Annotated in this window: 20 protein-coding genes and 1 tRNA gene; 16 read left to right on the top strand and 5 right to left on the bottom strand. The window is 71.0% G+C overall.

What is annotated here, in order from left to right:
• Positions 1-14: 14 nt before the first annotated feature.
• A complete protein-coding gene (locus E1287_RS24940; protein ID WP_131967481.1) occupies positions 15-1244 on the bottom strand; it encodes a cytochrome P450 in 1230 nt (409 codons plus the stop codon).
• A 450-nt stretch (positions 1245-1694) separates the two neighbouring features.
• Between E1287_RS24940 and E1287_RS24935 the strand changes: the two genes are divergently transcribed.
• The 8 genes from E1287_RS24935 (at position 1695) to E1287_RS24900 (ending at position 11752) form a co-directional block, all read left to right on the top strand.
• Complete coding sequence (locus tag E1287_RS24935; RefSeq protein WP_131967480.1) at positions 1695-2603, top strand: NBR1-Ig-like domain-containing protein; 909 nt, start codon at positions 1695-1697, stop codon at positions 2601-2603.
• Between the two features lie 393 nt (positions 2604-2996).
• Positions 2997-3845 (top strand): peptidoglycan-binding protein, encoded by an 849-nt coding sequence (locus tag E1287_RS24930; RefSeq protein WP_131967479.1) that lies wholly within the window; start codon positions 2997-2999, stop codon positions 3843-3845.
• Between the two features lie 71 nt (positions 3846-3916).
• The gene (locus tag E1287_RS24925; RefSeq protein ID WP_131967478.1) at positions 3917-4804 is read left to right on the top strand and encodes a peptidase inhibitor family I36 protein; all 888 of its coding nucleotides are present in this window, start codon (positions 3917-3919) and stop codon (positions 4802-4804) included.
• Between the two features lie 36 nt (positions 4805-4840).
• Positions 4841-5788: a SpoIID/LytB domain-containing protein gene (locus tag E1287_RS24920; protein WP_131967477.1), complete on the top strand. Its 948-nt coding sequence runs from the start codon at positions 4841-4843 to the stop codon at positions 5786-5788.
• 268 nt (positions 5789-6056) lie between these two features.
• On the top strand, positions 6057-6683 hold the full coding sequence (locus E1287_RS24915; protein ID WP_131967476.1) for a hypothetical protein: 627 nt from the start codon (positions 6057-6059) through the stop codon (positions 6681-6683).
• 277 nt (positions 6684-6960) lie between these two features.
• Positions 6961-9873: a LuxR family transcriptional regulator gene (locus tag E1287_RS24910; protein WP_131967475.1), complete on the top strand. Its 2913-nt coding sequence runs from the start codon at positions 6961-6963 to the stop codon at positions 9871-9873.
• 67 nt (positions 9874-9940) lie between these two features.
• Positions 9941-10762 (top strand): Tat pathway signal sequence domain protein, encoded by an 822-nt coding sequence (locus tag E1287_RS24905; RefSeq protein ID WP_131967474.1) that lies wholly within the window; start codon positions 9941-9943, stop codon positions 10760-10762.
• Positions 10763-10819: 57 nt separating this feature from the next.
• Positions 10820-11752, top strand: coding sequence for a discoidin domain-containing protein (locus E1287_RS24900; RefSeq protein ID WP_131967473.1), 933 nt, complete (start codon positions 10820-10822; stop codon positions 11750-11752).
• 312 nt (positions 11753-12064) lie between these two features.
• Here the strand turns inward: E1287_RS24900 and E1287_RS24895 are convergent, their stop codons facing one another.
• Positions 12065-12715, bottom strand: coding sequence for a TetR/AcrR family transcriptional regulator (locus E1287_RS24895; protein ID WP_131967472.1), 651 nt, complete (start codon positions 12713-12715; stop codon positions 12065-12067).
• Between the two features lie 194 nt (positions 12716-12909).
• Between E1287_RS24895 and E1287_RS24890 the strand changes: the two genes are divergently transcribed.
• The 4 genes from E1287_RS24890 (at position 12910) to E1287_RS24875 (ending at position 18294) form a co-directional block, all read left to right on the top strand.
• The gene (locus tag E1287_RS24890; RefSeq protein ID WP_243719419.1) at positions 12910-15099 is read left to right on the top strand and encodes an MMPL family transporter; all 2190 of its coding nucleotides are present in this window, start codon (positions 12910-12912) and stop codon (positions 15097-15099) included.
• On the top strand, positions 15096-15788 hold the full coding sequence (locus tag E1287_RS24885; protein WP_165969168.1) for a hypothetical protein: 693 nt from the start codon (positions 15096-15098) through the stop codon (positions 15786-15788). The genes E1287_RS24890 and E1287_RS24885 overlap by 4 nt, the downstream gene beginning before the upstream one ends.
• 89 nt (positions 15789-15877) lie before the next feature.
• Positions 15878-17233, top strand: coding sequence for an MFS transporter (locus tag E1287_RS24880; RefSeq protein ID WP_165969167.1), 1356 nt, complete (start codon positions 15878-15880; stop codon positions 17231-17233).
• A complete protein-coding gene (locus E1287_RS24875) occupies positions 17230-18294 on the top strand; it encodes a lipocalin-like domain-containing protein (protein WP_131967470.1) in 1065 nt (354 codons plus the stop codon). Before E1287_RS24880 ends, E1287_RS24875 begins: the two co-directional genes overlap by 4 nt.
• A gap of 83 nt (positions 18295-18377) precedes the next feature.
• Here E1287_RS24875 and E1287_RS24870 read toward each other — a convergent pair.
• Together E1287_RS24870 and E1287_RS24865 are read right to left on the bottom strand one after the other, a co-directional pair.
• Positions 18378-18450, bottom strand: a tRNA-Lys gene (locus E1287_RS24870).
• A 71-nt stretch (positions 18451-18521) separates the two neighbouring features.
• A complete protein-coding gene (locus E1287_RS24865) occupies positions 18522-19091 on the bottom strand; it encodes a response regulator transcription factor (RefSeq protein ID WP_131967469.1) in 570 nt (189 codons plus the stop codon).
• 467 nt (positions 19092-19558) lie between these two features.
• Here E1287_RS24865 and E1287_RS24860 point away from each other — a divergent pair, with 467 nt between their 5' ends.
• Complete coding sequence (locus E1287_RS24860; RefSeq protein WP_131967468.1) at positions 19559-20134, top strand: dihydrofolate reductase family protein; 576 nt, start codon at positions 19559-19561, stop codon at positions 20132-20134.
• On the opposite strand, the gene E1287_RS24855 is transcribed toward E1287_RS24860, so the two are convergent.
• On the bottom strand, positions 20116-20607 hold the full coding sequence (locus tag E1287_RS24855; RefSeq protein WP_207934442.1) for an NUDIX hydrolase: 492 nt from the start codon (positions 20605-20607) through the stop codon (positions 20116-20118). The genes E1287_RS24860 and E1287_RS24855 overlap by 19 nt on opposite strands.
• Before the next feature lie 145 nt (positions 20608-20752).
• Between E1287_RS24855 and E1287_RS24850 the strand changes: the two genes are divergently transcribed.
• From E1287_RS24850 to E1287_RS24840, 3 genes are all read left to right on the top strand, one after another.
• Positions 20753-22054, top strand: a complete 1302-nt coding sequence (locus E1287_RS24850; RefSeq protein WP_207934441.1) for a glycosyltransferase family 1 protein — start codon at positions 20753-20755, stop codon at positions 22052-22054.
• The gene (locus E1287_RS24845; protein ID WP_131967466.1) at positions 22051-22842 is read left to right on the top strand and encodes a polysaccharide deacetylase family protein; all 792 of its coding nucleotides are present in this window, start codon (positions 22051-22053) and stop codon (positions 22840-22842) included. The genes E1287_RS24850 and E1287_RS24845 overlap by 4 nt, the downstream gene beginning before the upstream one ends.
• Positions 22839-23795 (top strand): glycosyltransferase (locus E1287_RS24840; protein WP_131967465.1); only part of this gene is annotated, 957 nt, incomplete at its 3' end. The genes E1287_RS24845 and E1287_RS24840, both read left to right, overlap by 4 nt.

The raw sequence follows: 23795 nt of genomic DNA, 5'->3' as shown, positions 1-23795 counted from the left end.
GTCGGACGGCGACGTCAGGTCTGCCACACCACGTTCAGCGTCTGCGGACCGCGGTGCATCAGGCTGGGGAAGTACGTCGGGGGCCGGACGGCGTCGAGCTTCGGGTCGGGGAGCCGCTCGGCGATGGTGTCCAGGACGATCCGGGTCTCCAGGCGGGCGAGCGACGCGCCGAGGCACGCGTGAATGCCGCGGCCGAACCCGAGGTGCCGGTTGTTGTTGCTCCGTCCCGGGTCGAACCGGTCGGGGTGGGAGAAGACGGCGTCGTCGCGGTTGGCCGAACCGAACAGCACCATCACCTTCGCCCCTGCCGGAATGCGCGTCCCGCCGAGCGCGACCTCCTCGGTCGTCGTGCGGAACGTGCCTTGCACCGGCGTGTCCATCCGCAGGCCCTCGGTGATCACGGCGTCGGTCAGGGACGGGTCGTCCCGGACGGCCCGCAGCGTCTCCGGCCGCGCGAGCAGCAGCACCAGGAGGTTGCCGATCAGGTTGGTCGTGGTCTCATGGCCCCCGAAGATCAGGATGATCAGCAGGTTGACGAGTTCGGCGACGTCCAGCGGTCGCTCGCCGTCGACGCGCGCGTCGATCAGCGCGGTGAGCAGGTCGTCCCGCGGCTCGCTCCGGCGCGCCTCGATCTGCGCTTCCAGGTAGTGCTGGAACGCGACCGAGCTGCGCGCGCACTCCAGCTGGCGCTCACCGCCGGTGCCGGGCGCGCCGAGCTCCACCAGGTCGTCGGTCCAGCGTTTGAGCCGGCCGCGCTCCTCGACGGGAAGGCCGACCAGCGTGCAGATGATCTCGATCGGCACCGGATAGGCCAGCTCGGCGATCAGATCGGCGCCACCGTCCGGGGCGAAGCCGTCCACCAGCCGCGTGACGATCGCCCGGACGCTCGGTTCCAGCGCCGCCACCAGCCGCGGCGCGAACGCGTGATTGACCAGGCCGCGCGTCCGCGTGTGGCTCGGCGGGTCGTCGTTGACCAGCATCGGCAGCTCCGGGTACGCCTCCCGCAACACCTCGCCGACGGCCGGCGGCGCATCGGCGGGCGTGCGCATCAGGAAGCGCGACGAGAAACGCGCCGTGTCCTTCAGCACCGCCCACGCGTCGTCGTAGCGGGTGACGAACCAGAGCCCGAACTCCGGGCTGTGGAACACCGGCGCCTCGCGGCGGGCGCGTGCGTAGAGCGGGTACGGGTCGTCCAGGAAGGGCGGCTCAAGCCGGTTGAACACCCACGGCTGCGCAGACTCCACCGGGTCCTCCTCGCAGGGCCGTCCTCATGATAAGCCGAGCGGCGCCTGCCCGCGGGGTGCCGGACGTCCGGCACCCAGGGACGTCTGGCCCCAGAGCCGCCGGTTGAAAAGTTCATTGGATCCGCATCTTTGGTCGCTCTGGGTTCGGCTTGCATTCATGTCCTGAACATGACGAGTGATCAGGATCACGGGCTATGCGCCGGACGTTGCCGATCAAGTTCGCCCATATGTGAAATGGAATGGAACGTCTATTTCTGCTTGGTTGGTCCGGGGTTGTGCCGATTCGGTCAGGATTGCGGTCGCGGTGCCGCTGGTCCGGCGGGATTCGGCCGCGATCGGCGACGTGGCGGCAAGTGCTCGCGGGAGCGCATTGTGTCAGTATGCGAGTGAAGGACGGGGGCCGCCGCAAAGCCGTGGCCATTCCGGTCGACCGGGTTGGTGGGGTGGACCATGAGTGAGTCTGGTGTGCTGTCGTCCGCCGGAGGTCAGGAAGGGCGCGACCGTTTCGCGGAGCGTCTCCGGCGGCTACGCGCGGAGGCGGGGAACCCTTCGTTCCGGGTCATGGCGGCCAAGTCGCGGTCGGTCAGCCACGCGACCCTGCATGAGGCGGCGAAGGGAACGCGGTTCCCGAGCTGGACGACGACGCAGGCGTTCGTCGAAGCGTGCGGTGGCGACGTCGAGGAGTGGCGGGGGCTCTGGTGCGCCGCGCTCGGCTCCGACGACGCCGCCGCGCACGACGCCCCCACCGCGCAAGGCGCCCCCGCCTCGCTCTCCCTGGTTCCCGGAGGAGACGGCGAGGTCGAGCCGGCGGCGGTGGCCACGTTGACTCCCGTCCCCGTTCCTAGGCCGAGGCGGCGTCGCCGCGTGGTCGCGATCGTCGTGGGCTGCGGGACGCTGGGCGGCGTGGCGTTCGGCGCCTCCATGCTGGGCGGAGACGGCGACCGGCCGGAGGACGACGGCGGCGCCGAGACCGGACGGCCGGCGGTGGCGGGCGCCCCGGTGGTCATCGGCGACAGGAGCGTCTTCGTCGCCGACGTGACGATTCCCGATGGCACGGTGGTGAAGACCGGGCAGCAATTCGTCAAGACCTGGGAACTCGCCAACGCAGGCTCCGTGCCATGGCGCGGACGTTTTCTGGCACGCGCGACACTGCCCGCCGACAACGGCACTTGTTCCACTCCAGGAAAGGTCCCGATTCCCGACACCGAACCGGGTGCCCATGTCCGGGTCAGCGTTCGCGTCACCGCGCCAGCCACTCCGGGGTCGTGCTGGGTGGGTTGGAAGATGGTCGACGGCGCGGGAAAACAGCTCCTTCCCGGTGCGCGTCCCGTCTTCTTCGTGGTGAACGTCGCCCGGTAGCCGTCAGATAGCGGACCCGCCGTGTAAGAGCATGTCAGAACCTGTCACAAGGGGTACCTGACACGTGCGGCCCTCGGCAATGTGGTCACTGCCCGCACTCGACGGGCAGTGACACAAGGGGGCTTCAACGATGAAGAAATCGGCCAGGGGCGGGCAGATTCCCAAAAGGTCCCCGCGCCATGACCAGCGAGCGCTGCTGACGACGCTGCTGACGACTCCGTCCGCGCCGCAGGCCGCATGGTCAACGGTCTGAGCGGCTCCGGCGGCCGACGACACCCGACCTTTCCTACCGGCACGTGAGCGATCCGTGACGGGCGGCTCCCCCATGGCCGTCCGCCCGGCTCCGCCGCGGCGTCTGCCCGGCGCTCGCAATCAGGAGAACCAGGAGATCCGATGAAGTTGCCCGCATGCGCCGCCGCCCTCGCGGCGGCCGCCCTGCTCATCTCGCCGACCGCGGCGTCCGGGACGCCGGCGGCACCGGCGGTCGGCGTCCAGGCCCTGCCGAGCGTGAACATGGAGGCCCTCGTCAAGGCCGCCCAGATCGACCCGCGGCGGCCGGACGGCGCAACAACCCCGGGTGCCAAGGCCAGCGTGCTCCTCGTCGAGCAGGCGCTGCGCGACCGGAAGCTGCTCGACGAGAAGTGGGTGGACGGATCCTGCGGCACCAGAACGATCACCGCCTACGCGAAGTACCAGAAGCAGCTCGGCTACACCGGCCTGGACGCCAACGGCATGCCGGGCAGGACATCGCTCGCCAAGCTCGGAGCCGGCCGCTTCACGGTCACTCACGTCATCACGCCGGGGAGCCGGGTGTCCGCCGGCGGCGGCTTCGTCGTCAACAGCCGGACGCGGAGCATGCTCCGCGAGGCGGAGCGGCTGCTCGGCCGCGACCTCGTGCTGGAGCAGGGCTCGTACAACCCCGGCGGTGACCCCACGTCCGCGGGTACCCATGACGGCGGCGGCGTCGTGGACATCTCGGTGAAGGGGATGGACGAGGCCGCCCGCGAGGTGGCCGCCCGCGCGCTGCGCCGCGTCGGCTTCGCGGCATGGGTGCGCAGCCCGCGGCAGGGCGACTGGCCATGGCACATCCACGCCGCCGCCATCAGCGACACCGACCTCTCAGGACCGGCACAGCACCAGACCGGCGACTACTACCTCGGCCGGAACGGGCTAGCCGACCGAGGCCCGGACGACGGCCCGAAGGTGCCCGTCCGCACCTGGGAGGAGTACCAGCGCCGCTGACCGAACCGGAAATCCACCTCCGCTGAGAAATCCAGGCCCCGCTCAGAAAAGTCAGAGAAGAGGAGAACGGCATGGGAACGCTCGACAAGGTCCTCACCGCGGCGACCGCCACGGCGGCGATCGGCGGCACGGTGCTCGCCCTCGCGGCGCCCGCTTCGGCGGCGGGCCGCGACGGCAAGTGCGACAGCGGCGAGTTCTGCTACTACTTCAACAGCGGCAACGCGGGTTCGATCTCGGATTTCACCGGTTCGGTCTCCGACTACGGCACCGAGCAGCCCTCCTGCTACGACTTCAAGGGCGCCGGCAACGGCAAGGGCAAGTGCGTCAAGAACAACGCCGCCTCGGTCTGGAACCGCAGCAGCAAGACCGTCCGGGTGTACTTCAACAGCAACTACGGCGGTGCGTACCAGGACTTCAAGGCGGGCGCCAAGGGCAACCTGAACTCCACCCTGAAGAACCAGAACGCCTCGCACCAGTTCTCGCCGTCGTCCCGGACGAACATGTCCTACGGCCTGTACCAGGCCAGCGGTGGCCGGATCACCTGCGGCTTCGACGGTTACACCTCCACCCCCGGCCGCCACGAGGGCATCGACATCGCCCGCGGCGTCGGCTCGGACGTCCGCGCCCTGGTGAGCGGCAAGGTCATCTACATCGCGCGCGGCCACACCGGCGGGTCGGGGCTCTCCACCATCTCGATCTACAACTCCGCCGCGAACAAGACGGTGATCTACCTGCACGCGGCTCCGCGGTCGTCGCTGAGCGTGGGCCAGTCGGTCAGCCGCGGCCAGATCATCGCGGACGAGTCGTGGCGCGGGGTGTCGTCCAGCTCGGCCGCGCACACCCACGTCGAGATGCGGCTCGGACGGCAGACGCACGCGGCCAAGAGCGTCAACGACCCGCACCTGGACAACCCGAACCCGACCTCGTTCTGGCGCTCGCAGGGCTACAACGTCCGATAGCGCGGCGCCGCTTCCAGCAGGAGAGAAGGGACGACCGTGTCAACACGAACCGCACGGCTGATCTCGCGGCTCGTCGCGGCGACCGTCGCGACGGTGCTCGGTGCGACGGCGCTGGCCGCCCTCGCGGCGCTCGCCTCGGCGGCGGGCCGCGACGGCAAGTGCGACAGCGGCGAGTTCTGCTACTACTTCAACAGCGGCAACGCGGGTTCGATCTCGGATTTCACCGGTTCGGTCTCCGACTACGGCACCGAGCAGCCCTCGTGCTACGACTTCAAGGGCGCGGGCAACGGCAAGGGCAAGTGCGTTAAGAACGCCGCGGCCTCGGTCTGGAATCGCAGTAGCAAGACCGTCCGGGTGTACTTCAACAGCAACTACGGCGGTGCGTACCAGGACTTCAAGGCAGGGGCCAAGGGCAACCTGAACTCCACCCTGAAGAACCAGAACGCCTCGCACAAATTCCTGAGTTCCGGGCCGACCGAATGCAAGACCGACGGCACGCACAGCAAGCTTCCCACGACGATCCTCGTGTACCGGGTCTCCCTCGGGCAGGTGGACCGGGTGGCGTTCAAGACCTACGTCAAGAACGTCCTGCCCAACGAATGGGTGTCGAGCTGGCCGAAGGAGTCGCTCCGGGCCGGGGCGATGGCCGTCAAGAACTTCGGCTGGTACTGGGCGCTGCACTCGACGCGCAAGACGTCGTGGGGCGCGTGCTTCGACGTCTACGACACCACGTCGAGCCAGGTGTACAGGCCCGGCTCTGCGAAGGCGTCGACGAGCGCCGCGGTGGACGCGACGTGGGGCACCCGCATGACCCGCGGCGGGAAGATCCTCGAGGCCCACTACTGCGCCACCACGACGGCGTGCGGCGGATGGGTCGACGGTGACTGGATGTCGCAGTACGGCTCTCGTGACAAGGCCAATGACGGCTGGACGTACTCCAGGATCCTGAAGCATTACTACAGGTCGATCGCTCTCCAATCCTGACCGGAGGCCGTCCGACCAGATTGAAGGGTGTCCGGAGCCGGCGCGTTCACATCGTGTCCGCCGACTCCGGACACCTTTTCAATGCGCTGAACGCCGACCGGCCCGCATATGCTCATTCCCGAAGTGCGTGACCAGGGAAGTCATTTAATACGTAGACCTATCTTTCGATTGCGGGATTGCTTCTCCGTCCCACCCGGTCGACCGTGTGTGTCCCGGCGGCTGCCAGCCGCCGGGAGGTAACCCCCCGCCACCCATGGAGGAGAGGCTCATGCCGAGCACACGGCTGAGGAGATCCGGACTGGCCGCGCTGACGACCGCCGTCGCGGTAGCGGCCGGCGCCCTCGCGCAGGCCGATCTCAACACGAGCGACCACGGCAACGCCGCGGCGCGCGAGACCACCGGGAAGCACGCCACCGACACGCACGCCGCCAAGGCGCAGGCCGCCGAGGCGCACGGCATCACCGCGGAGGAACTCGAAGCGTCCGGCTCCAAGCTCCTCGACCCCCCGCCGGGCGGCTGGCCCGTCCCGAGCCGCCGCAGCTACTACCTCCAGGCCTCGTGCCAGCAGCACGCGGCGACGATCGCCCGCGGAGCCGCCGCGTGGCAGGGGTTCACCCAGGGCGGCGGGACCCCGGTGGAGTGCCGTAACACCTACATTTCCGACTGCGGCGGAGGCGGCAGGATCGTCGGCTGCAACTGGGGCCGGGGCCAGCGCATCGCGCTGTACATGGGCGGCGTCAGGGACGGCGCTCTGCTCGCCGCGCACGAGTTCGGCCACGACTGGTACGGGCACAGCAGCTACCAGTGCGCCGGCTGGGGCAGTGCCCAGGAGGTCATGGCCCCGTCCATGTGCGGTATCCAGAAGGGGCAGAAGACGCCGCTCCCGATCGACTGAACCTTCCCGCACATCCGAGAGGCGGCGTTCGCGTCGAGCGCCGCGCCTCTTCACGGCGTGTGTCCTCGTCGGCTCCCTGACGAGGACACACGCCGTTTTCGCGCCTCTGGGCCGCTTCGGCGCCCGGACCTCCCGCCGGGCCGGGGATCGAGGGATTTCGCGGCGTGGGGTTGTCGTGGACCGGAACAAGACTTAACTTCTGTGTCACCGCGGTGACCGGCTGCTGAACACCCCCCCGCCACAGTTGCCTGCCGCGGACTGACCGCCGGAGTCGTCCATGAAACCCCCGCTCCCTCGCACCCCGGCCGCGCCCGTCCTGATCGGCCGTACGGGCGAACTGAACTCCCTGCTCGAAACCGTGGCCCGCCCCCCGGCCGTCGCGCTGGTCGAGGGCGAGGCCGGGATCGGCAAGACCCGCCTGATCCACGAGGCCCTCCGCCATCCGTCGCTCCGGGACCGCGTGATCCTGCTCGGCCGCTGCCATCCGCTCCGCGAGCCGTTCCCGTACGGGCCCGTCTTCGAACTGCTGCGTCACCTGCCCCTGGACCGGGCCGCCGGGATCAGCCCGGTCTGCGGCGCGCTGCGCCCCTACCTGCCCGAGCTCGCCGACCGGCTGCCGCCCGCCCCGGAGCCGCTGCAGGACGTCCGCGCCCGCGAGCACCGGCTGTTCCGCGCCGTCCGCGCCCTGCTGGACGCGCTCGGCGAGACCGTGATGGTCGTGGAGGACCTGCACTGGGCGGACGACGGCACCCGGGACTTACTGCGGTTCCTGGTGGACGATCCGCCCGCCGGGCTGTCCGCGGTGCTCAGCTACCGCCCGGAGGATCTGTCAGGTGACCGGCTGCCTCTGGGACGGGCCTTCCGGCACCCTCCCGGCACGACCGCCCTGCTCCTTCCGCTTCGTCCGCTCGACGTGCAGGGCGTCCGCGGACTGTTCGCCGCGGTCACGGGCGCCGCGGTCACGAGCGCTCCCGAGATCGCGATGGATCTCGCCGAGGAACTGCACCGGCGCAGCGCGGGCATCCCGTTCGTGGTCGAGGAGGTCGTCCGGGCCCTGCCCGCCTCAGTGCGGGACGAGACGAGCGGCGACGCCGGCGTGCTCGACGGGTTGGAGGTGCCCACGCCACTCCAGGAGGCCATCGCCGACCGGATGAAACTGCTCTCGCCCGCGGCGGCCGATGCCGTCCGGGCCGCCTCGGTGCTGCGCCTCCCGGCGGGCGAAGCGCTGATCGGAGCGGTCATGGGTGACGTGCGGGCAGGCCACCCGTCGGCGGGACGCCAGCCGGCGGGCCACCTGTCGGCCGCCGACCGCTCGTCCGCCATCCGCGAGGCGCTGCTCGCCGGGGTGCTGTACGAGTTCGGCAAGAACAGGTACGGGTTCCGGCACGCGCTGGCCCAGCAGGCCGTCTACTCGGCGCTGCCCGGGCCGGACCGGTGCCGGTTGCACCGGCAGGCGGTCCGGGCGCTGGCGGACGAGGAACCGCAGCCGCTCGTCCAGCTCGCCTACCACGCGCGCGAGGCCGGGATGGTCGCGGAATGGCAGCGCTACGCCGAGGCCGCGGCGGCGTCCGCGCGCGAGATGGGCGATCTGGCGGTCGCCGTGGAGATCCTTGAGGAGCTGCTGTCCGACCCCCGGCTCGGACGGGAGGAGTGCGCCAGGATCGCGGTCGAGTTCAGCCGGGACGCCGTGCTCGGCCTCACCAACCGCCGGGCCGTCGAGCTGCTGAGGACCGTCGTCCGGGACGAGCACATCCCGGACGGCCTGCGCGGGGAGATCAGGCTGAACCTGGGGCTGCTGCTGTACAACCAGATGGGCGATTACGAGGCGGGCCGGATCAGCACCGAGACCGCCGTCGGGGAACTGCGGGAGCGTCCGGCGCTCGCGGCCCGGGGCATGGCGGCGCTGGCGATGCCGAGCTGGGACGTCCATCCGTTCCGCGTCTACCAGCGATGGATCGAGCGCGCCGAGGAACTGGTGGCCGTGGAGCCCGATCCCGCCGTCCGGACGGCGGTGCGCGGCAATCATCTGGCGCTGCTGATGTTCGCCGGCGATCCCGCCGTGTGGGAACGTGCCGAGGCGCTCATCGGCGGCGCGGGCGGCGACGCCGACCGCCGCCAGACCGCCCGCGCCTGCGGGAACTTCGCCGACGCCGCCGCCTGGCTCGGGCACTACGCGCGGGCGCGGCGGTACCGCGCCGAGGGCGGGCGGCTCGCCGCCGAATGCGGCGCCGCGTTCGTCGAGGGCATGATGGAGGGCACGGCGCTGCGCCTCGACTGGTACGCCGGCCGCTGGGACGGCCTCGCCGAGCGGGCGCGGCAGACGCTGGAGATCGTCCAGGGCGTGTCCTGCATCGCGGCGGACGCCCACCTCGTCCTCGGCCTGCTGGCCTCCGCGCTCGGCAACTGGCGCACCGCCGCCAACGAGCTTGACGCCGCAGGGCTCGCCGACCCCGCGAACGCACCCGCGACGGTCCTGGCCACGGCTTCGGGCGCGATGGCCCGGCTGCACGCCACGCGCGGCGAGTTCGACGAGGGGGTGGCCGAGGCGCGGCGGGGCATCGCCCGGATACGCGCCAAGGGCATCTGGGTGTGGGCCGGCGATCTCGTCCCGATGGCCGTCGTCGCGCTGACCCGCGGCGGGTGCCAGGCGGAGGCCGAGCAGGTGACCGAAGAGTTCGCCGAGGGCATCGCGGGACGGGACGCCCCGATGGCCGCCGCCGCGTTCCCGGCCTGCCAGGGCATCCTCGCCATGGGACGCGGGCACACCGCGGACGCGGCCGAGGCGTTCACCGCCGCGCGTGCGGCCTACGCCGCCTTGCCGCAGCCGTACCACGCCGCGCTCGCCGCGGAGGCGGCGGCCCGATGCCGGATGGCGGCGGGCGGCGGCACCCGGGAGCTGACCGTGCTCGTGGAGGAGTTCGAGGCGCTCGGCGCGTCCCGGGACACGGCGCGCTGCCGCCGGGTGCTGCGCGGCCACGGCGTCGTCCTGCCCACGCGCCGGGGCCGCCGCGGCTACGGCGACCAGCTCTCGCCCCGGGAGTGCGAGGTGGCCCGTCTGGTGGCGCTCGGACACACCAACCGGCAGATCGCCGACGCGCTGGTCCTGTCCACGCGGACCGTCGAACAGCACGTCGCGAAAGTGCTGCGCAAGCTCAACGTGAGGTCGCGCGCCCAGGTCACCTGGATGTGACACCACGAGCAGAAGACAACGCGAGCACCGGCGCTCGGCATAGTGCTCCATCTACGAAAGGTGACCGATGAGCTCCCACCTCCGCACCCCGCGCGGCCGCCCGTCACGCCGCGCGGTCCTCGGGGCCGCCGCCGGCGGGATCGCGGCCGCGGCGCTGCCCGGCGGCGCCCCTCGCGCGGCGGCCTCCTCCTGGCGGCTGCGCTGGTCGCCGTCCCCCGCCGTCGACGGCCTGCGCGCCTTCGAGACCATCGAGGACGACCGGGCCGACTCCCATCCGTCCGGGCAGCCGCACATCCGCGTGGACGGTGACGCGTACCGGTTCGACATGCACATGGCCGACCGCGACACCAGCACCGACCGGCAGCGCCAAGAGGTCACCGGCATGCGAGACCCCGCTGGCGGGCCTCACCTGGAATGGAAGTCGGGGGAGACCTGGCGCGTGACGTACTCGATGTGCATTCCGGCCTCGCTGAAGGCGACGAGCACCTTCACGCACGTCATGCAGATGAAGCAGCCGGGCACCGGGACCTTGCCGATCATCGTCCAGTCGCTGCGCCGGTACGGCGGCGCGCAGACGATCGAGCTCAAGGTGTTCGAGCCGAACATCCTCGTCGAACGCGCCGACCTGGAGCCGCTCCAGGACAGGTGGATCGACGTCGACTTCCAGCTGGCGATCGGCGACGGGACGTCCGGCTCGGTGCGCTGGATCATCCAGAACGGCGGGGAGACCGTCATCGACGCCGCGAAGACGGGCGTGGACACCTTCCTCGCCGATCGTGTCCGCCCCAAGTGGGGCATCTACCGCTCGCTCGGAGACTCGTCCGGATCGCTGCAGGACTGCCACATGCTCCTCGCCAACCTGCGCGCCTACCAGCTGACAGAACCCTGAACCGGCCCGCGCGCGGCGCCGAGGCGCGAGCCTGTTGCCGCCGATCAGGCCGAGCCGGTGCCGCCACCGGGTCCGTCCGCCGCGCCCGTCACGGTTCCGGCGCTGCAGGAATGGCGTCCCGGCGGCCGTGACTTCGTGCTCAAGCTCGGCGCCGTCCAGGTGCAGGTGGACCCGCGCCATGCGGCCCAGCTCGCCGACGACGCGCGGACCTTCGCCGAAGACCTGGAGGCTCTGAGCGGACGTAAGGTGGTCGTGCGGGTGACGCCGCCGCGGCCCGGGAACGGCGGTCAGCTGCACGTGTGGAACGACAGCCCGTCCGCGGCCACCGAGGAGCAGGAGGCCGGACGGCTCGACATGCCGCTGCGGGCGATGAGCCAGAAACTGTGGGAATCCCCGCTCACCGGCGGGTGGGACGCCCTGGCGGCCAGGGCCTTCTCCGTAGGCAAGGAACCGCAGTGGAAGCTGCTGGACGGCCCCACCCAGAACCTGGCGCAGGGCGCGCTCGCCTGGTCGTCGTCGCGGGAGCGGCCCGACTGCCACGAGGCGATGCTGGTGGACGGCGACGAACGGACCCGCTGGTGCGGCCCGAAGACCGAACCGCAGTCCGTCATCATCGATCTGGGCCGTCCGGCCGACCTCGGCGCCGTGGTGCTGACATGGGAGACCGCGTTCGCGAGCGGGTTCTCGGTCGACGCGTCCGACGACCTGCGCTCCTGGCGGACGCTCCACTCGACGGCCTCGGGCGACGGCGGGCTCGACGTCCTGCCGGTCTCCGGCCGCGGGCGGTATCTGCGGGTCGCGATGACCGAGCGCGGCACGCAGTTCGGCTACTCGCTGCGCGAGGTCCAGGCGTACGCGCGGGGCGCGCTGGTCCCGGCGCAGTTCGGGGCTTCGGTGGACCCGGCGATCGTCCTGCAGCAGCCGGGCGCGACCGCGTCCGGCACGCTGACCGTCACCAACGCCTCGGCCAAGGCAACGGACGTGATCTGAAGCAGGACTTCAGCGACCCCGACTCCCGCACCGTCGGCGCCGAGCTGCTCGGCACGTCGATCAGCTCCAGCGGGGACGGGGCGGACAGCACGCCCGGCGGCCAGACGTGGCTGGCCGAGAACCCTATGTGACGCGTCCCGACGCCCTGATCAGCACCCGAGCGACCGCCTACATCGAGGACGGCCGCCCGGGCATCGCCCACATCGACGCCTAGAAGCCCGGCGACCACCCGACCCCACCATCCGATCCCACCGACCGGAGCTGAGACCGTCCGTCCCAACCGGGGACGCCCGAGCACGTCCGGCGTGCTGGTCACGGACGGGGGCGCCGGCGGTCGGGGGCGAGCAGTTCGCGGGGGAGTGCGTCCCGCCACCACCGCTCGATCTGGTCGGGCGTCCATCGGCGTTCGTTGAGGAGGGTGGAGTAGGCGTCGATGTTGCAGATGGCGGCGTAGATGTCGATCGCGGTCTCCAGGTCGAGGCCGTCGCGCAGTGAGCCGTCCGGCCAGGATTCGAAGACCTGCCGCCTGTTCTGGTCCGCGGCCCTGCGTCCGTTGGTGTAGATGGCGGCGAGTTCGGGTTCGTTGCGGCCCGCGTCGCGGATCAGGGCGATGATGTCGCCGGCGCGTTCGTAGAGGCGGCGGTCGAAGGAGGCCATGGCGGCGAGCTGGTCCGCGGGGTCGGCGGACGGGTCCTCGAGCTCTTCGAGCATCTGCGCGGGGTCGGCGGAGAGGCCGGCGGCGTCGGCGAGCGCGCGGGTCAGGCCGGTCTTGTTCTTGTAGGTGGCGTAGACCGTCGGCGCGGACACGCCGGCCTCGCGGGCGACGTCGCGGACCGTCGTGCTCGCCCAGCCCTGCGCGACGAAGAGCCTGCGCGCCGCTCGCGCGATCTCGGCGCGGGTCTCCAGCGCCTGCGCTTCGCGGCGCAGCGAGTCGTAGCGGCGCTTCTGGGGCTCATCGGGCATGACCGGCTCCATTTGACTTTACGCTCACTCTAATGAATATAGTGCGCGCATGACAGGTACTGATTGCTTCGTTCACCACCCTTCCATCCGTGCCGCCCACCGGGTGACGGTGTCGACGCCGTGCCGGACGGCCGCGCCGACCTCAGGACGTCAGGGGCGAGTCCATGAGTGCCGGTAGCGGAGGGCGTGACTCGATGCGGCCCGCGCGATCGTCCGGCGTGTTCGTCCGGATCGCGCGGTTCGCTCAGCGCCGCAAGCTGGCGGCGCTCGGCGTGTGGGTCGCGGTCCTGGCCGGCATCTGGGTGGCCGCGTCGGCGGCCGGTGACGGCTATCGCGACGATGTGTCGCTGCCGGGCACGGAATCGCAGCGCGCCGCCGACCTGATGGCCGAGCACGGCTTCGGACGCGCCGGGGACACGCTGCAGATCGTCTTCCACTCCGCCGGCGGGCTCGGCGATCCCGCCGTCCGGACGAAGGTCGAGTCGGCGCTCTCCGACGTCGGTGGCCTGCCGCACATCAGCCGTGTGAGCAGCCCGTACGCGGGCCCCTCCACGGTCTCCCGGGACGGCACCGTCGGCTACGCGACGGCCGTGCTCGACGTCGCGTCGGAGGACATGTCGCTCGACGAGGTGCAGCGCATCGTCGACACCGCGAAGTCGGCCGAGGCGGCCGGCCTCGAGGTCGAGGTGGGCGGTGAGGCCGCCCGCCTGCTGGCCGAAGGGGAGACCGGCACGGCGGAGACGGTCGGGATCCTGGCCGCACTGGTGATCCTGGTGTTGATGTTCGGCACGGTCATCGCGGCGAGCCTGCCGATCATCACCGCGCTGTTCGCGGTCGGTTCGACCGTCGGCGTGATCATCCTGGCGTCCCACCTGTTCACGATCTCCTCGTACACCCAGTACCTCATGGTGCTCGTGGGCTTGGGCGTCGGCATCGACTACGCCCTGCTGATCTTCGCGCGATATCGCGGCGAACTCCTCAGGGGCAGGGCGCCGGAGGCGGCCGCGACGACGGCGATCGACTCCGCCGGGCGGACGGTCTTCTTCGCCGGGACGACGGTGATCGTCGCGCTGCTGGGCCTGGTGACCCTCGGGCTGGGCTCGGTCCAGGGGTCGGCCCTGGCGCTCGCGCTCACGGTGCTCGCGACCATGATCGCCTCGCTGACGCTGCTCCCCGCGCTCCTCGGCCTGTTCGGACGGCGCTTCGCCCGCCAGTTCACCGCGCGTGCCGCCAGGCGAGCGGCGAAGAATCCGAGCCGGTCCGAGGGGGCGGCGTGGCGGCGTCTCGCGACGGCCGTCCAGCGGCGTCCGGTCCCGGCGATCGTCGTGGCCGCCGTCGTTCTCGGCGCCCTCGCGGGCCCGGCGCTGACCATGCGGCTGGGCTTCGCCGACGCCGGGAACGATCCGTCCGGGACGACGAGCCGCCAGGCCTACGACCTCCTCGCCGCGGGCTTCGGCCCCGGGGTGAACGGCCCGCTTCTCATCACGGTCGACGGCGGCGACCGCGGAGCCGAGCAGCCTGCGCAGGCGGCGGCGCGCGTGCTCGCCGTAACCGCGGGCGTCGCGGCCACGACGCCGCCGACGGTCAGCGTGGACGGCCGGGTCGCCACCGTCCTGGCCGTCCCCGACTCGGCGCCGCAGGACGAGGCCACCGCCGAACTCGTCACCGCCCTGCGTGCGGACGTCCTGCCCGAGTTGTCGGGCCAAACCGGCGCGGACTTCTTCGTCGGCGGGGCGACCGCGGCCACGCAGGACTACGCCGACAAGGTCGCGGAACGGATGCCGTACTTCATCGCGGTCGTCGTCGGGCTGTCGCTGTTGATCCTGATGCTGATGTTCCGGTCGGTCCTGATCCCGATCAAGGCTGCCGTGCTGAACCTCGTCAGCATCGGAGCCGCGCTGGGCGCGATGACCCTGGTGTTCCAGGAGGGACTGTTCGGCATCGACCCGGCGCCTATCGAGGCGTACATCCCGGTCCTGGTGTTCGCGATCGTGTTCGGGCTCTCGATGGACTACGAGGTGTTCCTCGTCTCCCGGATCCACGAGGAGCGCGAGCGCACCGGCAGCGACGAGACCGCGGTGCGGGAGGGCCTCGCGCACACCGGCGCCGTCATCACCGCCGCCGGCCTGATCATGATCCTCATCTTCGGCGCGTTCATGCTCAGCCCGCAGCGGCTCCTGCAGCAGGTCGGGTTCGGCATGGCCGTCGCGATCTTCGTCGACGCCGTCGTCATCCGCTGCCTGGTGGTCCCGGCCGCGATGCAGCTCATGGGCCGCTGGGCCTGGTGGATGCCCGCCCCCGTGGCACGCCGGCTGCCGAGCCTGAACCTCGAATCACGCCCGGAACCCGCAGACACGCCCATCACGAAGGAACACGCGTCATGAGCTTCTCCCGTATCGGCGGTTGGGCCGCCATCGGTTTCGCCGTCCTGCTCGTCGGCACCAACCTCATCCTCGCCCCGGCGGGCATTCCCCTCATCGGCGCACCGCACGACGAGGTCGCCGACTTCTTCGGTGACCACGGCGACGTCGTCGAAGTGACCAGCGCGATGGGCCCGATCGTGTGGCTGCTGGCGACCGTGTTCGGCGCCGCGGCGACCGCCGCGTTGTGGCCGATGGAGCGGCGCCGCGGCGAGGCGTGGTCGCTCGTCGGATTCGCCGGCCTCCTCTTGCAGAACACGACCTTCGCCGGTGTCATCGCCACCCGCCTCGCCCTGACCGGCACAGCGGAGGACGAGTCCGCGACGAACGCTCTGTGGTCGTTGAACGAGGCGTACTTCGCGCTGAACGGCACCTTCCTCGCCACCGCCATGATCGGCCTCTCCCTGGCCGGTCTCCGCACCCGCCTGATCCGCCGATCACACGCGATCCTGGGGTTCACGGCCGCCGGACTTCAGTTCGCATCGGCCTTCCTGCTCCCACTCGCCTTCGACGACCCCGGACCGATCGACCTCCTCGGCCTGGCCGGATGGCTCCTCTGGGTCGTCTGGATCGCGTGGTACGGCAGCGTCCTGATCCGCACCCGCGCGTCCTCGCCCGACCAGACCCGTACGGCTGAACCGGCCGCGACATGACCCCGAGATCGTCGGCCCACACCCAGGCCGCCGCGAGCACGACTCGTGCGACGCACAAACGAGCAGGGCCGGTCCTGACCACGGTGTGCGTGGCGTTCTTCATGACGATGCTGGACACCACCATCGTCAACATCGCACTCCCCGACGTCCAGCACCGGCTCGACGCGTCCCTGACGCAAGCGCTGTGGGTCGTCAACAGCTACACGTTGGTCTTCGCGGTGCTGCTGCTGACCTTCGGCCGTCTCGGCGACCGCTACACCCCGCGGGCGATGTTCCTCGTCGGTCTGGCGACGTTCACGCTCGCATCCGCGCTGTGCGGCCTGGCGCAGGACCCCGCCCAGCTCATCGCAGCCCGCAGCATGCAGGGCGCTGGGGCCGCCATGCTGATGCCACAAACGCTGGCGCTCATCACGACAACGTTCTCCCCCGAGAGGCGAGGCTTCGCGTTCGGCGTCTGGAGCGGCGTCGCGGGCCTGGCGACCATCGCGGGTCCGACCGCGGGCGGGCTTCTGGTGGACGCCTTCACCTGGCGGGCGATCTTCCTCGTCAACATTCCCCTCGGGCTGATCGCGCTCGCAGGCGGATACGCGCTCCTTCCCGTCCACGCTTCGCGTCGAGACCACGCGCCTGGCCTCGACCTCGTCGGCATGCTCCTGTCGACAGGCGGCCTTTTCCTAGTCGTGTTCGCCCTGCTCGAAGGACAGCGCTACGGCTGGCAGGCCGCCGTCCTCGGCGTTCTGGGACTAGTCCTGCTGGCCGGATTCGTGCTGCACCAACGCACAAAGCAGGGCGGCGCGCCCCTGCTGCCGTTCCAGCTGTTCGGACGTCAGAACTTCACATTGATGAACGCGGTGCTGATGGCCGCCCTGTTCGCCACAGTCGCGCTGCTGCTCATCTACACGCTCTACCTGCAATCGGTACGAGACATGACGCCGACAGAGGCCGGGCTGATACTCGCGCCACCGGCCGTGGCCACACTGCTCATCTCGCCGGTCATGGGACGCCTAGCCGATCGTGTCGATCCGCGGCTCATCCTCCCACCCGGCCTGGCGCTGTTCGCTGCGGGTTTCCTTCTGCTCCTCGCCGCGTCCGGTCAGGGCACCGACGTCCTCCTACTGCTGCCGGGAATGATCGTCTGCGGCGTCGGTGCCGGAATCGTGTTCGCACCCGCGAACGCGCTCGCCATGCGCGACGTCCCGCCCGCGATGGCCGGCGCCGCCTCCGGCGTCATCAGCACCCTGCGCCAGCTCGGAACGCTGCTAGGCGCAGTAGTAGTAGGCGCCGTCCTGCAGACAGGCACCACTGACACCTCAGCAACCACCCACTTCGACACCAACGCCTACACCGACGCGATGCCAGCCGCGATCTGGACCGTCGTCGGCGTCCTCACGGCCACCGCGATCGCCTCCACCCGCACCTACTCACCCGAAGGGCAGACCCCATGACCAGTAGACGAAACGTCATCGCGCTAGGCCTGGCCGCCACCGCAGCTCCAATCCTCAGCCCGCCGCAGCGCGCGTCGGCCGCCCTTTCGCCACATGCACAGCAGACCTTTCCCCGATACGTTCACCTGCCGGCCGACCAAGCCTCCGACGCGGACGTCGCCTACGAATGGTGGTACGTCGTCGGCCACGTCAGAACCGGCCGGCGATGGTTCGGCTACAAAGTCACGATCAACCGCTCCAGCGCCGGGCCGGAGGTCCACGCGGCGATCACCGATGAGACCGCCGGCAAGCACCACGGATTCGTCGGACGCTACGAGCCCGACCGAGCGTCGTTCTCAACCGACGAACTCGACCTCCGCACACCTGACGCCACCCTGGCCGGCCCCATGCAGGCCATGCGCCTCTCCGCGAACCTGCCCAACGCGCACATCGAGATGACGCTGCGCCACACCGGCCCAGCGCTGTACCCGGGCGGCACCGGCCTCATCCCATTCGCGGACGGTTTCAGCTACTACTACTCACTACCGTCACTGAGCACGCGCGGCACCCTCACCATCGACGGCCACACGCACCGCGTTCGCGGCACATCCTGGCTCGACAGGCAATGGGGCACCTGGCACTGGCAGAACATCCAACGCTGGACGTGGATGGCCGTCCACCTCGACAACGGCGACCGTCTCAACGTCTGGAACCTGATACAGGACGGCGATGACCAGGCATACGCCACCATCGTCGACCCCAACGGCCACCACACGGTCGCTTCGATCGTCCCTCTAGCCGAACACGCCCGCGACTTCTGGACGAGCCCCGTGACCGGGCAGACCTACCCCACACGCTGGCTCGTCGAGATCCCCCGCCGGAACACCAGACTCGACATCCGCTCGCTGGTCACCGAGCAGGAACTCGACGTCCCCTACCCGGGCCAACCCCGCGGCCTCTACGAGGCCGCCTGCGCCGTGACCGGCACATACGCCGGCAGGCGAACCACCGGCCGGGCATACGTCGAGCTTTACGGCGACTGGAAAGCCCGACCCCGCACACCGAAACCAAAGCGCCAGTAAGAGGCGGTCCACCATTCCCGCCCCCGCCCGAACGGCACAAAGGGCGTCCTTCGCGAACGAAGAACGCCCATATCAGAGAGGAGTGCGCCGTCAGGGACTTGAACCCCGAACCCGCGGATTAAGAGTCCGCTGCTCTGCCAATTGAGCTAACGGCGCGTGTCGGCGGGCCTCCGGGCCCTTGCGACAGGAAGAACAGTATCAGGCGCTGCGGACCTGTGCGAATCGGTTTAGTCCCGGGTCGGGAGGACGCTGACCATGCCGCGCCAGAGGGCGATGGCGGTCGCGCGGGAGCTGACGCCGAGCTTGGAGTAGATGCGGTTGACGTGGTTCTTGACGGTCTTCTCGCTGAGGAAGAGCTGGCGGGCGATCTCCCCGTTGGAGCGTCCGGTGGCGATGAGGTCCATGACCTCGGACTCGCGGGCGGACAGGCCGAGGGACGTGCGGGAGGCGGCACGGACGCCGCGGATGAGGTCGGGGACGGTGAAGGAGCCGGGCACGAGGTGGCCGCAGGCACCGGCGCGCAGGGCGTCCTGGGCGGCGGGGTCGTCCACGCCCGCGACGACGAAGACGCGGGAGGTGTGGCTGAGGGGGCTCGCGTGCCCGGCGGCGGCCGCGTCCAGCAGGACGATGTCGGGGCGCAGGCGTTCGGCCAGGGAGAGGGCCGCGGCGGGATCGGGCGTCTCGGCGACGACGCTGAGCTCGTCGCTGGCGTCGAGCAGGGTGGTCACGTCGGCCCGGACCTGGGGGTCGCCGTCCACGACGAGGACGCGCAGCGGGGCCGTCTCATCGACACTCATCCGAAGCCCTTGGGGTGTCGTTGGCATGTATAGGGACGGAGCATAACGGGCCGATCATCCAGAGTCGACGCATCAAGCACGACGAACCCCCCGGCCGAGCGCCCAGGGCCTTCGCCAAGGGTGAGTAAGGGGACGTGAACCCCGACATCTCGAACCACACAAGGTCGCCGTCCCCGACTACCTGTGACGATCAAGGTCCTACCAGGTCAGACCGTTGGCCTCGCCCAGGCTGCTAGAGCCTGGCGCTCATGATCGCCCCACGGATTGGTGGGCGAGCCTCAACGGCCCCGGCTCCGGGCCGTGTCGGGCTCTGGGGCTGGCTGTTTACGGTGGTCGGGCCGGGCGACGTAAGAAAACGGTAAACGTCTGCTGCCACAGTGGTCTCAACGCAGCACACCACGGCGGACAGCGTCGGCAGAAGCCCTGTTCGCTTGGACAATGGATGATTCAACCCGGAAGGAAGAACGATGACACGAGAGCTGGTCTACACCGGATTCATGTCGCTCGACGGCGTGGTGGACTCGCCGGGAGGGAAGACCGAGGGCCACCGCAGCGGCGGCTGGGTGATGGAGACCGAGTTCGTGCCCGAGGCGTACTCGCTCAAGGCGGACGAGCTGGCCGACACCACGGCCCTGATGTTCGGCCGTCGCAGCTACGAGGCGTTCGCGCCGATCTGGCCCAGGTCCGAAGACCACGCGGCCTACAAGGACCTGCCCAAGTACGTCGTGTCCACCACGATCGACGACGGTGACCTGGTCGACAACTGGGGTCCGATCACGATCCTGCGCTCGGTCGAGGACGTCGCGGCGCTCAAGCAGGAAGAGGGCGGGGCGATCTTCATCCACGGCAGCGCCGAACTGGCCCGGCGCCTGGCCGAGGCGGACCTGATCGACCGGTACAACCTGCTCGTGTTCCCCGTACTGCTGGGAGCCGGGAAGAGCATCTTCAGCCGCGAGGATCGGGACAAGCTGAACCTGAAGCTCCGGGATTCCGCCACCTACTCCAACGGCGTCGCGAAGCTCGTCTACGACGTGGTGCGATAAGCGGTCAGTCCGGACGGCAGGTAGGCCACGCGGCCGGTGCGGCGCGCGGTCAGTGCGCACGGCAGCCGGTGGGCGGTGGCGGGCGCCATGCGGGCGGCGGCATCTGGTGGCAGGACGGCGTACTCGGCGATCTCGTCTTCCTGGACGGTGATTGCGGGGGCGCCGGTGAGGGTCCCGCCGTCGAAGATCAGGTAGATCATCGAGCGGAGCCGGTGGCCGTCGGCGGTGGCGAAGTCGACGGCCAGCAGCGGGCCGGCGGGGCGGTCCAGGCCGAGTTCCTCGCCGATTTCCCGGCGGCACGCCAGGTGCGGGGGTTCGCCTTCCTCGGCCACGCCGCCGGGAAGGCCCCAGTCGTCGCGATAGTGGGTCTTGACCAGCAGCACGCGGTCCTCGGTGTCGGTGAGCAGCATGGCGGTCGCCAGGTAGCAGGCGGGCAGTTGCGCGTACCAGGTCGCCGGGTCGATCCACGCCACTGGGCGATGGTAGCCGCGACGCCCGGACGCCAGGGAGATCAGCCGCCGCGCATACGGTCGGACGAATCCAAGGTTTTCGCGTTGTTCGTCTTTTCGGATGACATGTGCGGTTGCAAGGTCGTACGAGGCGATCACTCTGTGTGCCGTGAAAATCGCCATTGTGACCGAGTCGTTCCTGCCGCAGATCAACGGTGTCACCGGCTCGGTCTGCCGCGTTCTCGAACAGCTCGCCGCGCGCGGGCACCAGGCGCTGGTCGTCGCGCCCCGTTCTGGGCTGGTCTCTCGTGGTGAGACGAGCCTCCACGCCTCCCGAAACTGCCCGGAGTCTTACGCCGGGGCCCCGGTGGAGCTCCTCCCCGGCGTCAGGCTCCCCTTCTACTCGTCGGTCGCCGTCGGTGTACCGACCCGGCTGGTCACCGCGGTGCTGCGGGACTTCGCGCCCGATGTCGTCCATCTCGCCGCGCCGATGGTGCTCGGCGTCTCCGGGCTGGCCGCGGCGGAACGGCTGGGCGTCCCCGCCGTGGCGGTGTTCCAGACCGACATCGCCGGGTTCGCCCAGCGGTACGGGCTGCGCGGCACCGACCGGGCCGTGTGGTGGTGGCTGCGCCGCCTGCACGGACGTGCCGACCGGACGCTCGTGCCGTCCACCCCGGTCCTCGCCGAGCTTGGCCGCCGCGGCATTCCGCGGCTGTCGCTGTGGGGACGGGGCGTGGACCGGCAGCGGTTCCACCCATCGCACCGGTCCGCCGCGGTGCGGGCCGCGCTCGCCCCGGACGGCGAGGTCGTCGTCGGATACGTCGGACGGCTCGCCGCCGAGAAGCGTCCGAGGATGCTCGCGACGCTGGCCGGGCTTCCCGGAACGCGGCTGGTGCTCGTCGGCGACGGCCCGGAGGAGCGCCGCCTGCGCCGCATGATGCCGGACGCGGTGTTCACCGGAGTGCGCACCGGGACCGAGCTGTCGCGGCTCATGGCGTCCCTGGACGTCTTCGTCCACGCCGGTGTCGACGACACGTTCTGCCAGGCGATCCAGGAGGCGCTGGCCTGCGGGGTGCCCGTCGTGGCCGCCGCGGCGGGCGGGCCGCTCGACCTCGTCCGGCCCGGGGTGAACGGGCTGCTGTTCGCGCCCGACGACGGTCAGGGTCTGCGAGCGGCCGTGTCCGCGCTGGTCGCCGATGCGGAGTTGCGCCGCCGTCTGGGCGTTGGGGCGCTTGCCTCCGTCGAGGGACGCGGCTGGGACGTCGTGTGCGACGAGCTGTTCGGCCACTACCGGCAGGTGTCCGGCGGCGCCCACACGGCGACCGTTCAGCATGCCGGCGCGGCGGCCGTCCGGCATGCGGACACGGCGGCCGTCCGGCATGCCGGCGCGACGGCCGTGCAGCATGCCGACGCGGCGGCCGTCCGGCATGCCGACGCGGCGGCCGTGCAGCGTGCCGACGATGCCGCATGAACCCGCCGAAGAGCTTCCCGTTCGTGGTGTCCGTGCACGACGTCGCCCCGAGCACCGCGGCGGCCACCAGGCGATGGCTCGCCGACCTCGACGAGCGCGGCGTGCCCGCCACGCTGCTCCTCATCCCCGCGCCGTTCGGGGATGGCCCGGCGCTGCCCGACGACCCCGTCCTGGTGAAGGACCTGCACGAGGCGGCCGCACGCGGGCACGAACTCGCCCTGCACGGATACCGGCACGAAGGCGTCCCCGGCGGTCCGCCCTGGCGGCGCGGCGTGAACCGGGTCCTGGTCCGAGGGGCCGGGGAATTCTGGACGCTGACCGAGCAGCAGGCCCGGCAGCGGCTGCGCGCGGGCCTGGACCTGCTGGCGGACGCGCGCATCGAGCCGGCCGGGTTCACACCGCCGGGCTGGCTCGCGTCCCCCGGCACCCGGCAGGCGCTGGCCGCGCTCGGGTTCGCCTACTGGACGAGCCATCTGGCCGTCCACCGCCTGCCGGACGGACCGTCCTCCAGCCCCCACCCGCCACCATCCAATCGACGAGCTCCACTCGCGGTGTGGCGGATGCCCGCGCTGTCGCACCGGCCGGGAGCGGCGGGGGAACGGGCCGGTGCCCGGCTGATGGTCGACGCGGCACGGACGTTCGCCCGGCTGCGGATGCCGTTCCGGATCGCGCTCCACCCCGCGGACCTGACGCGCCCTGGCCTGCGCCGCGCCGCGCTCACCGCCGTCGACCTGGCCGTCGCGGCGGGCGGGCGCCCGACGACCTACCAGGAGCTGGTCACGGGATGAGGATCGTGCAGCTCGCCAACCTGTACAGCCCGGTGTCCGGCGGGCTGCGCACCGCCGTCGACATGCTCGGAGCGGGCTACGCCGCCGCCGGGCACCAGCGCGCGCTGGTGGTGCCCGGCCGCGCGCACACCCGGACGGAAAGCGACAAGGGCCTGCTCATCACGGTGCCCGGCATGTCGGTCGCACCCGGGTACCGGCTCGTCCTGGACCCGCGCCCGGTGCTGCGCGTACTCGCCCGCCTCGAACCGGACGTGGTGGAGATCTCCGACAAGGCCAGCCTTACCGTGGCGGCCCGCTGGGCCCGGCGGCGCGGGGTCCGCACGGTGCTGTTCTCCCACGAGCGCCTGGACGCGATCCTGGCGCCGCACCTGCCCGGCCGCCTGCCGGTGGACCAGGTCACCGACCGCTGGAACCGGCGGCTCGCCGCGATGTTCGACGACGTCGTGACGACCTCGGCGTTCGCCGCGGCCGAGTTCGCCAGGGTGGGGACACCCCGCCTGCACCGCGTTCCACTGGGCGTCGACCTGGCCACATTCCGACCCGCCGACGACACCGTCGAACGCTCCGCCTCATCGCGGGAGGACGACCCCTCGAAAAGCTCAGGATCGATCCGGCTCGTCCACCTGGGGCGACTCTCCCGGGAGAAAAACCCCGACCTGGCATTGACGACGGTCCGGGAACTGCGACGGCGCGGCGTTTCGGTGGAACTGGACGTCGTGGGCAGCGGCCCGCTGCATGCCGCGCTCCGCTCGCTGGCCATCCGGGAGGCGCTGCCCGTCCGCTTCCACGGCCACGTGCACCGCCGCGAGGACGTGGTCCGGCGGCTGGCCGCGGCGGACGTCGCCCTGGCCACCTGTCCCGTCGAGTCGTTTGGCCTGGCGGTCCTGGAGGCGCTGGCCTGCGGCGTTCCCGTCGTCGCGGCCGACCGCGGCGCGGCCCGCGAACTCCTCGCC

It is taken from the genome of Actinomadura sp. KC06 (assembly GCF_004348735.1).
GTDB lineage: Bacteria > Actinomycetota > Actinomycetes > Streptosporangiales > Streptosporangiaceae > Spirillospora.
The sequence above is the reverse complement of the archived record's forward strand: the minus strand, read 5'-3'. Positions and strand labels throughout refer to the sequence as shown.